Genomic DNA, 13,995 nt, shown 5'->3' on the forward strand with positions numbered 1-13,995 from the left:
CTTCACTTCTGTTGCGCGCGCTTGTCCGCCTGGGCGATCTGTTCGGCGACGGCATGGGCGACGTTCGAGTCCGGATCGAGCATCGGCTGCAGGGTCTTCCAGGTCGCCGATGCTTCAGTGTACTGCTCGTGCTGGAACTGGCTGATACCGAGCAGCCACAGCGCGCGCTGGTTCTGCGGATTCGCAGCGACGGCCGCCTTGAGCAGGTCGAGCGCACGCCCCTCGATGCGGTGATCCTCGCGGACCAGCGAATCGGCCTCGGCCCAGCCGACCATGGCTGCGCCGTTGGCCGGATCCGCCTTGAGCGCGCCGTCGTAGGCGTCGCGCGCCTCCGCCGGCTGCTTGAGCATGGTGAAGGTCTGGCCGAGCAGCAGCCAACCCTGCGCATCTTCCGGGTGGTCCTTCAGGCGCGCACGCAGCGCGGTGATCGCTTCGTTGACATCCATTTCTTTGGCAGGCTCGACACCCGCCAGCGTCGACGGTGTGCCGACCAGCACATAGATGCCTACGCTGGCCAGTGGCACGACCACGGTGATCGCGACCAGCAAGGCGAACACGCCGCGCGAACGACCATGGCGGCGGCCATGACGAACGATCGGAACCAGGAGCAGGGCCAGCGCGAGGACCAGCATGGCCCCGGCTGTGAGATAGAACGCGTAAGTCACCAATCATCCCCGGTGTCGTTGATCGGCGTCGTGTCGGCAGGGGACTGGCGAGCACGGCGGCGCACTTGCACGGCGACGACGATGCCGCCGATGGCAAGCAGCGCGAGCGGACCGAACCAGAGCAGCCACGTACTGGGCTCGACCGGCGGTTTGTAGAGTACGAACTGCGAATAGCGGTCGACGAGAAACGCCTTGATCTCGTCGTCGCTTTTGCCCGCCTGCATCATCTCGAAGACCTGGCGGCGCAGGTCATGTGCGATCGGCGCATTGGAATCGGCCAGCGTCTCGTTCTGGCACATCGGGCACCGGAGCTCGGCGCTGAGCTGCTGGAAACGCACTTCTTCGGCGTGGTTGCGGAACGGCAGCGGCTGAATCGCCTGGGCGACAGATAAGGCGGGTAACAGGAGAAGACCCAGCACGAGGAGCCAGCGACGCATCACGGCGTTTCCTTCGCCAACGCGGCCAGCGCGGGACGGATTTCCTTGTCGATCACCTCGGGTGTGATCGGCCCGATGCGCTTGTAGCGAATCACGCCTTTCGCATCGATCAGGAAGGTTTCCGGTGCCGCGTAGACACCGAAGTCGATACCGCTGCGGCCTTCGCGATCGGCAACGATCACATCGAACGGATTGCCGTGCTCGGCCAGCCATGCGGTGGCCGCCTGCGGATCGTCCTTGTAGTTGAAGCCGACCAGCGGCAGGCCAAGCTGCTTCACGTCGGTCATCAGCAGCGGATGTTCGTGAACGCACTCGATGCACCAGCTGGCGAACACGTTGAGAAAGTATGGCTTGCCCAGCAGCGAGGCCTTGGTTACGGTGCGGCCCGCATCGTCGAGGACGGGCAGGTCGAATGCGGGTGCCGGCTTGTCGATCAGCGGCGACACGATCTCGTGCTGGTCATGCTGGGTATTCCACCAGATGCCGAAGCCGAACAGGCCGACCAGCACAAGGAAGCCGAACAGGGGCAGCAGGCGGCTCATGCGAGCGACTCCTTCACCGGCGGTGTTACGGTGGTCGTCACGGTTTCAGCCGACGGTGCTCTCTTCGCCCGGAATCGACGCTCAGCGGCGGCGGCGAAGCCGCCTGCCATCATGAACAGGCCGCCGAGCCAGATCCAGCGAACGAAAGGCTTGTGATACAGGCGCAGGGCCCATGCGCCTTGCACGTTCGTCGCTTCCATCGGCTCGCCGAGGGCAACATAGATATCGCGAAACAGTCCGGCGTCGATCGCCGATTCGGTCTGCACCTGGCCGCGTGAATACGTGCGCTTCTGTGGGTGCATCGTCGCCAGCGTCTTGCCCTCGCGCAGGATCGTGACGATGCCTTCGTCGGCGCGCCAGTTCGGACCGGTGGTCTCTTCGACTCCGTCGAAGCGGAAGTCGTAGCCGCCGACGGATTCGGTCTGGCCAGGCTCGAGGCGCACGTCACGTTCCACGCTCAGCGATTCGGACAGCATCACGCCGACCAGGAAGATCGCGACACCCGTATGCGCCAGCAGCATGCCGGCCATCTCGGCCGGGAAGCGGCGGCCGCGCGGCATCTCGCGCCAACGCTTGATGATGTAGGACAGGGTGCCCGCACCCACCCATACCGCGCCGCCGATACCGGCGATCGCGCGCAGGTGGCCCTGGGCGAAGAACGCGGCGACGATGGCGCAGATGACCGCGGCGATGCCGGCACGCAGCGCCATGGTGGTCAGCTGGCTACCTTCGGCGCGGCCCCAGCGCAGATACGGTCCGAAGGGAAGCAACAGCACCGCCGGCGCCATCAGCAGCACGAACAAGAAGCCAAAGTAGGGCGGCCCGACCGAAACGCGACCCAGGTTCAGGGCGTCGCCGATCAACGGAAACAGCGTGCCGAGCAGGACCATGGCGGCTGCCGTGGTGAACAGCAGGTTCGCCACCATGACGCCGGTCTCGCGCGACAGTGGCGCGAAGGCCTTGCCGGTGGCGACCTTCGGGGCGCGGATGGCGTAGAGCAGCAGCGACCCGCCGATGACGATGATCAGGAAGGCGAGGATGTACATGCCGCGACGCGGATCGGAGGCGAAGGCATGCACCGAGGTCAGCACGCCCGAACGGACGAGGAAGGTGCCGAGCAGCGAAAGCGAAAACGCGAATAGCGAAAGCAGGATGGTCCACGCCGGCAGCGAGCCGCGCTTCTCCGTCACAGCCTGCGCGTGGATCAGCGCGACGCCGACCAGCCACGGCATGAATGACGCATTCTCGACCGGATCCCAGAACCACCAGCCGCCCCAGCCGAGTTCGGCGTAAGCCCACCAGCTACCGGCGACGATACCGAGGGTCAGGAATGCCCAGGCCACGTTCGTCCACGGACGCGCCCAGCGCACCCAGGCCTGTTCCATGCCACCACCGAGCAGGGCGGCGATCGAGAAAGCGAACGCCACCGAGAAGCCCACGTAACCCATGTAGAGCACGGGCGGGTGGAAGGTCATGCCCGGGTCCTGCAACACAGGATTGAGATCGCCGCCATCGGCAGGCATGGGCAGTTCGCGGAGGAAGGGGTTGGACGTGAACAGGATGAAGGCGAGGAAGCCGACGCCGATCAGGCCGAGCACGCCGAGCACGCGGGCAAGGAAGGCCGGCGGCAGGTGGCGGCTGAAGGCGGCCAGGGCCACCGACCAGACGTTGAGGATGAACACCCACAGCAGCATCGAGCCTTCGTGCGCGCCCCACACCGCGGTGACGCGGTAATACCAGGGCAGCGCCAGGTTCGAGTTGTCGGCGACATAAGCCACCGAGAAGTCGTAGGTAAGGAAGGCGTAGATCAGGATCGCCATCGCGGCGAAGACGAACACGCCCTGGCCAGCTGCGGCAGGACGTGCGACGGCGATCAGCGCGGCGTTGTTGCGCCACGCGCCGACGATCGGCAGCACGCCCTGCGCAATCGCAAGAAGGAGCGCGAGGACAAGGGCGAACTGGCCGAGCTCGGGGATCACTTCGGTGTGTCCTTCATGGCGGTGTCGTCGATCTTCTTGTTCTGGTGGGCCTTGGCCATGGCGTCCTTCAGTTCCTTCGGCATGTAGTTCTCGTCGTGTTTGGCGAGGACCTCGCTGGCGATGAAACGCGCGCCATCCATGCGGCCGGTGGCGATCACCGACTGGTTGTCGCGGAACAGGTCGGGAAGGATGCCGGTGTATTCCACCGGCATCGCACCGTCGGCGTCGATGACGATGAAGCTCACGCGCAATGTATCGGCGGCGCGCTGGATCGAACCGGCCTTGACCATGCCGCCGAGGCGGAAGTTCGAGTACTGCGTGGCCTGGCCTTCCTGCACCTGGCTCGGGGTGAACAGGTAGCTCATGTTCCGTTGCAGCGCGAACACGGTGAGGCCCACCGCGACGGCAGCGGCGGCGACGACGGAGATGACGATGGCAAGTCGACGTTTACGCGTTGGATTCATTGCTTGGCGGGGTTCCGGGCCGGCGGCGGTTTTCCTGGCGCGCGAGCCGCGCGCGGAGTTCGCGCAGGTTACGGCGGCGCCGGGCTAGCGGGGCCAGCGTGTCGATGAGAAGGACGATGAGGAAGGTGGCGAATGCGGTCCACACGTACGCGCCGTAGCCGCCCATGGCGAGGAACTGGCTCATGCGGCGTCATTCCCGGGCTGGCCGAGGGCGATGTCGCGTACCCAGGCCTTGCCACCTTCGGAGGCGATGAGGTCGGCGCGCACACGGGCGAACAGGCTGGCCACGTAGTAACACTTGGTCGCGGCCATCATGGTCAGCAGCGGCCAGAGCATGCTCGCTTCGATGTGCGACGGACCGAGCAGGCGAATCGTGGAGCCCTGGTGCAGCGTGTTCCACCAGTTCACCGAGAAATGCACGATGGGCACGTTAACGGCGCCCACCAGCACGAGGAAGGCCGCGGCGCGCGCGCCCTGGCGACGATCCTCGAAGGAGTGGTACAGCCCGATGATGCCCAGGTAGATGAAGAGCAACACCAGCTCGGAGGTGAGCCTGGCATCCCAGGTCCACCAGGTGCCCCACATCGGCTTGCCCCAGAGCGAGCCGGTCACCAGCGTGATCAGGGTGAAGGCGGCGCCGATCGGCGCGGATTCCATCGCCACCACTTCGGCGATCTTGATCCGCCAGACCAGGCCGACGAAGGCGGCCACGGCCATCGCACCGTAGATGAACAGACTCATCCAGGCGCTCGGCACGTGGATGAAGATGATCCGGTAGGCGTCGCCCTGCTGGTAATCCGCAGGAGCCACCACGAGGCCGCCGTACAGCGCCACGGCGCCCAGCAACAGCGCCAGACCGAAGGCCCACGGGCGCACGGCGCCGGCGAATCGGTAGAACACCGGCGGCGAGCCGAGCCGGTGAAGCCAGAGGGGAACCCAGTTTGCCATCGTTACCTGCTATGCGTTCGGACACCGTGAGTCCATGAAACGGCCCCCACGGTTGCGTGCGTTCATGTGTCCATGGCGATGCGAAGCGCGGCGGCGCAGGCCAATGGCGCGAGGACCAGTGCCATGGCCAGCCCGGCGCCCAGCCAGGCGATCGGCGCAACCCAGGACAAGCCTTCCTGCGCGGCGGCCAGGGCCCCGGCGGCGAAGATCACGACCGGCACGCACAACGGCAGCAACATGAGCGCCAGAAGCATACCAGAGCGCTTCGACCCCGCCGTCAGCGCCACCAGCACCGCGCCCAGCAGACAGAGCAATGGCGTTGACAGCAACAGCGCGATCACCAGCACCGGCATGGCTTCCGGCGGCAGCTTCAGCATGCTCGCGAGCACCGGTGCGACGACGATCAGCGGCAGCGACGAGGTGATCCAGTGCGCGAGGATCTTCATGCCGACCAGCAGCGCCAACGGTTGCGGCGCCAGCATCAGCAGTTCCATCGAGCCGTCGTCGATGTCGCCGCGGAACAGATGGTCCAGCGACAGCAGGATCGCCAGTAGCACGATGACGAAGACGACGCCTCCCGCGATGCGGGCAAGCAGGGCCGGCTCGGGGCCGATCGCGAACGGGAACAGCGTGGTGACGATGACGGCGTAAAGCACCGGCATGGCGATATCGCCGCGGCGCCGCCAGGCCAGCGTCAGGTCGCGTCGCAGCAGGGCGGCGCAAGCGGCGGGGGTGCTGCCGGGCGTCACGCGTGCAACCGGATGCGACGCGGCTCGCCGCCGGCGAAGCTGACGGCGCCGTGGCTGGTCACCAGGGCCGCGCCGCCGCGCGCGGCGTGCTGCTCGAGCAGGCGATTGACCAGGGCGATGCCTTCGCGATCGAGATTGGCGTAGGGCTCGTCCAGTAGCCACACACGGGCCGGCAGCAGGAGCAGACGCGCGAGTGCGGCGCGCTTCTTCTGCCCCGCGGAGAGCTGGCGTACCGGCTCGTCCTCGTAGCCGGCGAGACCGACTTCGCGGAGCACCGCGTTCTCGTCGGTTCCGCTGCGCAGGCCGTAGAGACCGGCGGCAAGCCGCAGGTTCTCGCGAGGTGTCATGTCGAATTTCAGGCCCAGGTGATGGCCGAGGAACACCACGGCACCGGCGACGGTGTCGAGCGAGAAGGGCGCGCCGTCCAGCAGTACCTCGCCCTCGCCGGGGCGCAGCATGCCGGTGAGCACGCGCATGAGCGTGGTCTTGCCGCTGCCGTTGTCGCCTTCGACCAACGCGATTTCACCGCCGTGCAAGGCGAAGTCGATCGGCCCGAACACCGGCTCGTCCTGGCGCAGGAAGCACAAGGCACGCGCTTCAAGCAGGGCGGGAGTGTGGGGGGCGGTCATCATCCGGTGGATTTTCCTGCTTTTGTGGGTGCTTTTTGTGGGAGCCGATTCATCGGCGAACGGCTGCTCGACTCACCCCCGCTCAAACGCCTGCTTCGGCAACGGCGGCAAGGTAGCTTCCAACGTCCGCACCGCCGCATCCAGGTCGACCTCACTCACCGACTCATGCCCCTTCAACAACTGCTCCACCAGCACATCCTGCGCCTGCCCACGCTCCAACGCATAGCGATAGGGAAGGTGGGTGAAGGTAACCATGCGGTAGCGCGGCAGGTAATGCGTCGGCGAACGCTCGGCCAGCAGGCCACCGAGTTCGCGCTTGCGCAGGTAGTGCGGATCCGCCACGGAATCGCGCATCTCCACGTAGTTCTCCAGCGCCATGCGCGCGATCGCATCCGCGTTCGGCTTGCGGCGCTGCTCGAACGCAGCGAACACGGCGGCGGCATCGCCGGGCTGCGCGGCAAAAAGATCGGCGAGGTCCGCCGCGTCTTCGAAGCCGCAGTTCATGCCCTGGCCGTGGAAGGGCACCATGGCGTGAGCGGCGTCGCCGATCAGCAGTGCGCGGCCACCGATGTGCCAGCGGTCGAGGTAGAGCGTGGCGAGCGTGCCGACCGGATGGGTCGCCCAGTCGCTGGCGAACTCGGGCATCAGGGCGAGCGCATCCGGGAAGTCGGTGCGGAAGAAGGCCTCCGCGGCGCCGGCGCCCGCAATGCTGCGGAAGCTCGGGTGCTCACCTTCGTTCGGCAGGAACAGCGTGACGGTGAAACTGCCTTCGCGGTTCGGCAGCGCGATACACATGTAGTGACCACGCGGCCAGATGTGCAGGGCGTTGCGTTCGATCGCGAAGGGCGTGGAGGCATCCGCCCGTGGCGGAATCTCCAGCTCCTTGTAGCCATGACCGAGCTCCTCGATGCGCTCGCCCAACGGCGAATGCCGGTGCATCGCCGCGCGCAGCGCGGAACCCGCGCCATCGGCGCCGATCACGATCGGTGCATCGACGGTGCGCAGGTTGCCTTGAGGATCGCTCAGGGTCAGGGTGCCGGCGTCGAGGTCGGCCGAGGCCAGGCCCTGGTCGAAATGGACCGTGGCACCCGCCGCTTCCGCGGCGTCGAGCATGAGGGTGTTCAGACCACCCCGGGAGACCGACCAGATCACCTCGGAATCGTCCACGCCGTAGCGCTGCAGGCCGCTGTGGCCGGCGGGATCGTGGACCATGCGGCCACGCATCATCACCGCCTGCTCGAGCACCTTGTCGGCCAGGCCGGTGGCGCGCAGGGCGTGCAGGCCGCGTTCGGCCAGGGCAAGGTTGATCGACCGGCCGCCCTGGAACCCCGCACGGCGTGGATCGGAGCGCTTCTCGTACACCGTGACGCGAAATCCGCGCTGGGTAAGCAAGGTTGCAACCAGGGCGCCGACCAATCCGGCGCCTACCACGGCGATGTCGTTACGGGGCATGGGCGGCCTGATTCGGGGGCGCGATATTGCAGGGCAGCGCATCGTGCGCCGCAGCGCCGCCGGGAGCAAGCCCGCGGCGCAGCGTCAGGATTAGCTGGCTTTCTTGCCCGTCGGGCGCGTGGTCCGCGTGACAGGTTCGGCTGGCTTCGCCGTAGCCGCATCGAGGAAGCCACGCTGCATCGACTTCCATACGTCGAGGTTGCGCTCGGTCATCTCGTTGAGCATCGACCAGGGGGTCTGGCCCATCAGGCTGTTCAGCTGGTTGCGGAACTGCTGCTGCTGGTCGAGGAACACCTGCAGGCTACGCTCCAGGTACGGCCCCATGAAGCCCTGCAGGGAGTCGCCGTAGAAGCGGATGATGTGCGACAGCAACTGCGGGGAGAGCATCGGCTGGCCGTGCTCTTCGTGCTCCGCGATGATCTGCAGGAGGACGGAGCGCGTCAGATCCTCGCCCGACTTGGCGTCGCGGACTTCGAAGTTTTCCCCATCGAGCACCAGCTGGCGGACTTCCTCCAGCGTGATATAGCTCGAGATCTCCGTGTCATAAAGACGGCGGTTCGGGTACTTCTTAATGATGCGTAGGGTTTGTGCCATGCGGCGAAAGCTACCACGAGGTATTGCGCCGCACCAGTTGCCGAAAGGGTGCGTAATCGTTTTCGGATTTCACGTGTCGGCTTTAAATCGATTTAGGTAACGGCAATTTAATGGCTCGTTGTGCTTCTGGGGGGCGGGCTCGCCTTCGGCCTCGCGTTTGGGCTTGCGGTGCGTCGCAAGAGCCGGCGGGTGCCACCCTCGGGGCCACGACTGCGGCGACCCGCGAAGGAAGGGCCGCCCAAAAGCGGCCGTTTACTTATTGCCCTGCGGGCCGGGTCGGCGCCCAACCGGACGTTTTCGACGCGACTCCTGTCGCGCGAAAACGGCCGGCCTTCCATGGCCCGCCCCCTGCGGGCTTTTTCCGGTGGCACGCCTCGCCTGCGCTACCGGCCCCGAGGGTGATACCCACCGGCTCTTCCGAGTACTGAGGTTCGTGGGGTCGCAACCGCCTGCCCCACCACCACAAGGCCTCATTCGCACACTCGACAGCCCAAGGGTTCGCCGCTGAAGCGGCTCCTACGCCATCAAGCGACCTCACCGTGGGGAAGAGCCGGCGGAGCCCGACCCGCCCCGAAGGGCAATAAGTAAACGGCCGCTTTTGGGCGGCCCTTCCTTCACGGGTCGCCGCAGTCGTGGCCCCGAGGGTGGCATTGGCCCCGCCGGCTCTTGCGACGCCGCCCGACACCTCTAATGTGCCGCCGCACCGCCGGCATTTCCAAACGGCGGCTTGGCCAGCCAAAGAATCGGGATTAGGGCGAGGAACAGGATGGCACAGCCAAAAAACACGTCGTTGACGGCCAGGGTCAGGGCTTCGCGGTTGAGGATCTGGTCGATCACCGCCAGCGACGGCTTGCCGTGGATGCCAAGCGTAGCCAGCTGGTTCGAGTAGGCCGTGGTGGCGGGTGAGGCCTGGGTCACGTACTGGGTCAGCGAGGCGTGGTGGGACTCACCACGGTGCGTCCAGAGCGTCACGGTCAGCGCGGTGGACACGCTGGAGGCCAGGGTGCGGCAGAAATTCGCCAGGCCCGAGGCACCGGCGATCTGGTCCGGGTTGAGGCCGGACAGGAAGATCTGGTTGAGTGGGATGAAGAAACAGGCGATCGCGATGCCCATGATGAAGCGGGGCAGCACCAGCGCGGTGAACGAGGCGCCACTGTTGAAGCCGGCGAACCAGAACGAAGTGAAGGCGAACACCATGAAGGCGAACGTCACCACCGCGCGCAGCTCCAGCCGCTGGATGTTCTTGCCGATGAAGGGCGAGACGATGAAGGCCAGGATGCCCACGGGTGCGGTGGCGAGGCCGGCCCAGGTGGAGGTGTAGCCGAGCGTGGTCTGCAACCACAGCGGAAACACCACGTTGATGCCGAAGAAGGCGAGCATGCCCAGCGACAGCGCGGTCACGCCCACGGCGAAATTGCGCCTGCCGAACAGCGACAGGTCGACCACGGGATGTTTCGCGGTGAGCTCCCAGATCACCAGGAAGACCAGCGCGACCAGCGCGATCAGGCCCAGGGTGAGGATCAGTGGCGAGGCGAACCAGTCGTGGTCGTTGCCGTTGTCGAGCATGAACTGCAGCGAGCCGATGCCGATCACCAGCAGCGCCAGGCCAACCGTGTCGATCGGCGCCCGCATGATCTTCGTTTCGCGGTCGCGCAGGATCGTCCAGGTGATGACGCCAGCCAGCGCTCCCACCGGCACGTTGATGTAGAAGATCCACGGCCACGAGAAGTTGTCGGTGAGGTAGCCGCCGAGGATAGGGCCGAAGATCGGCGCCACGACCACGGTCATCGCCCACATCGCCAGTGCCATGCCCTGTTTGGTCTTCGGGTAACTCGACAACAGCAGGGACAGCGACAGCGCCACCATCGGGCCCGAGCCCGCACCCTGCAGCAGGCGGAAGATCACCAGCATCGGCATGCTGGTCGCAAGGCCGCAGAGCATCGAGAACAGCACGAACAGCATCACCGAGAAGACGAAGGTCTTCACTTCGCCGAAGCGCTTGGCCAGCCAGCCCGTCAGCGGCTGCATGATCGCACTGGCGAGGGAGTACGAGCTGATCGCCCAGGTGCCCTCGCTCGAGCTGACGCCGAGACTGCCGGCGATATGCGGCACGGCCACGTTGACGATCGTCGTGTCGAGGATCTCCATGAAGGTGGAGAACGCGACGGCGACCGTCAGCACGACCAGTGTCGCGCCCTGGATCGGCTTGGGGCCGATCGCAGGCGCGGCGTCGGGGATGGCGGCGGCGTCGCTCAAGGCACGCTCGCTCCGAGGTTCTTGCGCACGATGATGTCGGCCGCGGCATCGGCCTTGGCGGCGACATCGTCATACACACTGGTCTGCGCCACAGGCGTGGTCGACGGCGATTGCGCGAGGACGTCGCCCTTGTCGTCGGTGATGTCGACAGTGACGGCCGTGGACAGGCCGATGCGCAAGGGATGCTTGTCCAGATCCTTGGGGTCCAGCGCGATGCGCACCGGAATGCGCTGCACGACCTTGATCCAGTTGCCGGTAGCGTTCTGCGCGGGAAGCAGCGAGAACGCGCTGCCCGTGCCGGCGCCCAGGCCGATCACCTTGCCGTGGTACTCGGTGCCACCGCCGTAGATGTCGGCTTCGATCTTCGCGGGCTGGCCGATGCGCACATGGCGCAACTGGCTTTCCTTGAAGTTGGCATCCACCCAGAGGTCGTGCAGCGGCACCACGGTCATCAGTTGCTGGCCGGGCTGCACGCTGTTGCCGACCTGGACGCTGCGTAGCGCGACATAGCCGTCGGTCGGCGCAACGATGGCGTTGCGCTGTGCGGCGATCCAGGCCTGGCGAAAACTGGCACGCGCCTGTTCCACGGCGGGATTCGTCTCCACGTCGCTGCCGTCGACGAGGGCACGCGAGGCGTCGGCCTGGCGCTGTGCGGATTCGAGCGCCGACTGCGCGCTGTCCACCGCGTCGCGCGCGTGCTGCACTTCTTCCGGTGCCACGGCCTTCTCGGCGAGCAGCGGGATGCGCCGCTTGAGGTCGTCCTGTGCTCGCTTGAGATCCTGGCGACGCGTGCCGAGCGCGGCATCGGCGCTGGCCGCGGACTGTGTCTGCTGACGTACCTGGCGCACGGCCTGGGCCAGGGCACTGCTGGCCTTGCGCAAGGCGACGTCACCGTCTGTCGGGTCGAGCCTGACCAGCACCTGGCCGGCATTCACCCGCTGGGTGTCGTCGGCGAACACACCTACGACGATGCCCGGCACCTGCGCCGAGATGCCCACCTGGTTCCCGCCGACATACGCGTCGTCGGTGGTTTCGCGCTTGGAGAATACGAACAACCAGAGCAGGAACCACGCCAGGGCGGCGAGGCCGAAGACGAGCACGGCGATGAGCAGCGCACGGTTCCGCTTGCGCTTGTCCTTCGGCGCGTTGCCGCTGTCGTCCTGCGTGCGCGGCGTGTCGGTCGTTGTGGCGCTCATGGGCTCTGGGTTCCGTTCGTGCTGTGCGTGGATGAGGAATCGATGGTTTCGGCGCGATAGCCGCCGCCGAGCGACTTGATCAGGGCGACGTCGGTGGACAGGGCCTGACCCTGCAGGTCGGCATCCGCGTCCAGCTGCTGGGCGAGCGACGCTTCGGTAGCGAGCGATTCGCGATCGTCGCGGACGCCGCGTGCGGCACGGGCCTTCGCGCTGGCGAGCAGTGTTTTGGCCGAGTCGATCTGTTCGACCTGCTGCGTGCGGCGCAAGGCGAGTTGCTGCGCGCCGAGCGCCTGCGTGGCCACATCCCGTGCGGCTGAGGCTACCGTGGCGTTGTACTGGGCCACGGCGGCGCCGAGTTGCGCCTGGCTGACACCGTGATTGGCCTCGAGCGAACCGCCTTCGAAGATCGGCAGATGCAGCGCTGGCGTCAGGGAAAATACGCGGCTGCTCGGCGAAAAGATCTTGTCCATATCGATGCTGGACAGGCCGGCCATGCCGCTCAGGCTCACATCCGGAAAGAACTGGGCGCGCGCCGCATCCGTCTGGCGGAGCGCCGCTTCGACCTGCCAGCGACTGGCCGCGATATCGGGACGGCGTGCCATCAGGTCCGTGCCGACGTTTGCGGGAAGGCCGCCACCGACATCGGGCAGCGCACGCGGGGAGAGGGTGGGCAACTGCGCAGGGGAGACACCGACCAGCGTGGCCAGCGAGGCGCGGCGGATATCCGCCGAACCTTGCAGTGCGACACGTTGCTGCCGGGCCCCGGCCAGTTCGGCCCGGGCTTGCTGTGCGGTATCGGGCACGTCCACGCCCTGCTTCACGCGCAGGTCGGCAATTCGCAACGCGCGCTCGCGCACGGCGACGAGACGGTCGGCGATGGCCACGCGCGACATATCGGCAAGCCAGCCGAAGTAAGTGTCGGCAACGACCGCCTGGATGGCCAGCGATGACGCCGAACGCTCCGCTTCCGCAGCACGTGCACTGTCGATGGCGGATTCGAGGGTGAAGCGCTTCTTGCCCCACCAGTCGAAGTCATAGCTGACCTGTACGCCGATATCGGCCTGGTTGTACCAGGTGAAGCCGAGGAATTGCGCGGGGATCAGGCCATGCTCGCTCATCCGCTGGCGGGCGATCTGGGCACTGCCATCGACGCGCAAGCCGGCCTGCGCGGCGGCGACGCGGATGTTCTGTTGCGCCGAGTCGACCCGCGTCTTCGCCTGGGCGAGATCGGGTGCACCGCGAAGCGCCATGTCCATCAAGGTGTCGAGCTGCGGATCGCCGTAGGCACGCCACCATTCGGCGGCGGGCCAACCCGGGCGTTGATCCGTGACCAGGCCGGCGAGGGGTACGTCGTCGCGCAAGGCGGGTCGGTCGATCTTCGCCGGAATGTGGCAGGCGGTGAGCAAGGTGGCGACCGCGGCGGCAAGCAGCGCGGGTCGGAGCAGGGCAGGTGTCATGGCGTGTCGTCCGTGTCGACCGTCGGGTCGATGTGCAAGGCGAGCTTCTTCAAGAGTTTCTCGAAGGTCTTGCGCTCGGCGGAACTGAAGCAGGCGAAGTTCTCCACCAGGGGCGGAAACATCGGCGGAAGCATCTTGCTGACGAAGCGACGGCCAGCCGGAGTGATCCGAAGCAGCACCTGGCGGCGATCGTGGGTGGCGTGCGACCGCGAGATGAGGTCCTTCTTGGCCAGCGCATTGGCGATGCGCGTCATGTTGGTCGGCTTCTGTTCGGCCAGCGCGCAGAGCTCACCGGGCGTCGCGCTGCCGTCCTGGCTGCTGTACAGCATCATCAACGTGCGGAAGTCGCTGTCGTTCATGCCATAGGGCTTGAGCTTGTCTTCGAACTCACGCAGCAGCGCGCCCGCGGTGAGCATGAGCAGCCGTACGAGGAAGACCTCGGACTTCGGCACCCCCGGAATACTTTGGGCGACACGGTCCACGCCCTCGTAGAGGGCATCGACGCAGGGTTTGAGTCTGGACATTTCGCTGGCTAATAGTTCGCTGGTGAACTATTAGGCTAGCAAGTATCTTCGGGCAAGCGCAATGTGCCGCTGGCGGGGCGCTGACCATCGACGGAAACCGCAG

15 protein-coding genes are annotated in these 13,995 nt (G+C 66.4%); all 15 read right to left on the reverse strand.

What is annotated here, in order from left to right:
- Positions 1 to 2 precede the first annotated feature (2 nt).
- Entirely contained in the window at positions 3 to 665 is a 663-nt protein-coding gene (locus C8J98_RS16210) for a tetratricopeptide repeat protein (RefSeq protein ID WP_107914223.1), read from the reverse strand.
- Positions 662 to 1,102: a cytochrome c-type biogenesis protein gene (locus C8J98_RS16215; protein ID WP_107914224.1), complete on the reverse strand. Its 441-nt coding sequence runs from the start codon at positions 1,100 to 1,102 to the stop codon at positions 662 to 664. The genes C8J98_RS16210 and C8J98_RS16215 overlap by 4 nt, the downstream gene beginning before the upstream one ends.
- On the reverse strand, positions 1,102 to 1,644 hold the full coding sequence (locus C8J98_RS16220; protein ID WP_107914225.1) for a DsbE family thiol:disulfide interchange protein: 543 nt from the start codon (positions 1,642 to 1,644) through the stop codon (positions 1,102 to 1,104). Before C8J98_RS16220 ends, C8J98_RS16215 begins: the two co-directional genes overlap by 1 nt.
- Positions 1,641 to 3,623, reverse strand: a complete 1,983-nt coding sequence (locus tag C8J98_RS16225; RefSeq protein WP_107914226.1) for a heme lyase CcmF/NrfE family subunit — start codon at positions 3,621 to 3,623, stop codon at positions 1,641 to 1,643. Before C8J98_RS16225 ends, C8J98_RS16220 begins: the two co-directional genes overlap by 4 nt.
- A complete protein-coding gene (ccmE, locus tag C8J98_RS16230) occupies positions 3,620 to 4,087 on the reverse strand; it encodes a cytochrome c maturation protein CcmE (RefSeq protein ID WP_107914227.1) in 468 nt (155 codons plus the stop codon). The genes C8J98_RS16225 and ccmE overlap by 4 nt, the downstream gene beginning before the upstream one ends.
- A complete protein-coding gene (gene ccmD / locus C8J98_RS16235) occupies positions 4,071 to 4,271 on the reverse strand; it encodes a heme exporter protein CcmD (protein ID WP_107914228.1) in 201 nt (66 codons plus the stop codon). The genes ccmE and ccmD overlap by 17 nt, the downstream gene beginning before the upstream one ends.
- Entirely contained in the window at positions 4,268 to 5,035 is a 768-nt protein-coding gene (locus tag C8J98_RS16240; protein ID WP_107914229.1) for a heme ABC transporter permease, read from the reverse strand. Before C8J98_RS16240 ends, ccmD begins: the two co-directional genes overlap by 4 nt.
- 62 nt (positions 5,036 to 5,097) lie before the next feature.
- Entirely contained in the window at positions 5,098 to 5,784 is a 687-nt protein-coding gene (ccmB, locus tag C8J98_RS16245) for a heme exporter protein CcmB (protein WP_233260255.1), read from the reverse strand.
- Positions 5,781 to 6,416, reverse strand: a complete 636-nt coding sequence (gene ccmA, locus C8J98_RS16250; RefSeq protein WP_199229939.1) for a cytochrome c biogenesis heme-transporting ATPase CcmA — start codon at positions 6,414 to 6,416, stop codon at positions 5,781 to 5,783. Before ccmA ends, ccmB begins: the two co-directional genes overlap by 4 nt.
- Before the next feature lie 69 nt (positions 6,417 to 6,485).
- Entirely contained in the window at positions 6,486 to 7,865 is a 1,380-nt protein-coding gene (locus C8J98_RS16255; protein WP_107914230.1) for an NAD(P)/FAD-dependent oxidoreductase, read from the reverse strand.
- A 90-nt stretch (positions 7,866 to 7,955) separates the two neighbouring features.
- Entirely contained in the window at positions 7,956 to 8,459 is a 504-nt protein-coding gene (phaR, locus tag C8J98_RS16260) for a polyhydroxyalkanoate synthesis repressor PhaR (RefSeq protein WP_107914231.1), read from the reverse strand.
- 687 nt (positions 8,460 to 9,146) lie between these two features.
- Complete coding sequence (locus tag C8J98_RS16265) at positions 9,147 to 10,715, reverse strand: DHA2 family efflux MFS transporter permease subunit (protein ID WP_107914232.1); 1,569 nt, start codon at positions 10,713 to 10,715, stop codon at positions 9,147 to 9,149.
- On the reverse strand, positions 10,712 to 11,911 hold the full coding sequence (locus tag C8J98_RS16270) for an efflux RND transporter periplasmic adaptor subunit (RefSeq protein WP_107914233.1): 1,200 nt from the start codon (positions 11,909 to 11,911) through the stop codon (positions 10,712 to 10,714). The genes C8J98_RS16265 and C8J98_RS16270 overlap by 4 nt, the downstream gene beginning before the upstream one ends.
- Positions 11,908 to 13,368, reverse strand: coding sequence for an efflux transporter outer membrane subunit (locus C8J98_RS16275; protein ID WP_107914234.1), 1,461 nt, complete (start codon positions 13,366 to 13,368; stop codon positions 11,908 to 11,910). The genes C8J98_RS16270 and C8J98_RS16275 overlap by 4 nt, the downstream gene beginning before the upstream one ends.
- A complete protein-coding gene (locus tag C8J98_RS16280; protein WP_107914235.1) occupies positions 13,365 to 13,892 on the reverse strand; it encodes a MarR family transcriptional regulator in 528 nt (175 codons plus the stop codon). The genes C8J98_RS16275 and C8J98_RS16280 overlap by 4 nt, the downstream gene beginning before the upstream one ends.
- Between the last annotated feature and the right edge of the window lie 103 nt (positions 13,893 to 13,995).

Source organism: Luteibacter sp. OK325 (assembly GCF_003050935.1).
Taxonomy (GTDB): Bacteria; Pseudomonadota; Gammaproteobacteria; order Xanthomonadales; family Rhodanobacteraceae; genus Luteibacter.

Excerpts from the sequence above, each read along its gene's own strand:
- C8J98_RS16220 (WP_107914225.1), bottom strand. The coding sequence starts at position 1,644 with ATGAGCCGCCTGCTGCCCCTGTTCGGCTTCCTTGTGCTGGTCGGCCTG.
- ccmE (WP_107914227.1), bottom strand. The coding sequence starts at position 4,087 with ATGAATCCAACGCGTAAACGTCGACTTGCCATCGTCATCTCCGTCGTC.
- phaR (WP_107914231.1), bottom strand. The coding sequence starts at position 8,459 with ATGGCACAAACCCTACGCATCATTAAGAAGTACCCGAACCGCCGTCTT.
- ccmD (WP_107914228.1), bottom strand. The coding sequence starts at position 4,271 with ATGAGCCAGTTCCTCGCCATGGGCGGCTACGGCGCGTACGTGTGGACC.
- C8J98_RS16270 (WP_107914233.1), bottom strand. The coding sequence starts at position 11,911 with ATGAGCGCCACAACGACCGACACGCCGCGCACGCAGGACGACAGCGGC.
- ccmA (WP_199229939.1), bottom strand. The coding sequence starts at position 6,416 with ATGATGACCGCCCCCCACACTCCCGCCCTGCTTGAAGCGCGTGCCTTG.
- C8J98_RS16215 (WP_107914224.1), bottom strand. The coding sequence starts at position 1,102 with ATGCGTCGCTGGCTCCTCGTGCTGGGTCTTCTCCTGTTACCCGCCTTA.
- C8J98_RS16240 (WP_107914229.1), bottom strand. The coding sequence starts at position 5,035 with ATGGCAAACTGGGTTCCCCTCTGGCTTCACCGGCTCGGCTCGCCGCCG.
- C8J98_RS16280 (WP_107914235.1), bottom strand. The coding sequence starts at position 13,892 with ATGTCCAGACTCAAACCCTGCGTCGATGCCCTCTACGAGGGCGTGGAC.
- C8J98_RS16275 (WP_107914234.1), bottom strand. The coding sequence starts at position 13,368 with ATGACACCTGCCCTGCTCCGACCCGCGCTGCTTGCCGCCGCGGTCGCC.
- C8J98_RS16255 (WP_107914230.1), bottom strand. The coding sequence starts at position 7,865 with ATGCCCCGTAACGACATCGCCGTGGTAGGCGCCGGATTGGTCGGCGCC.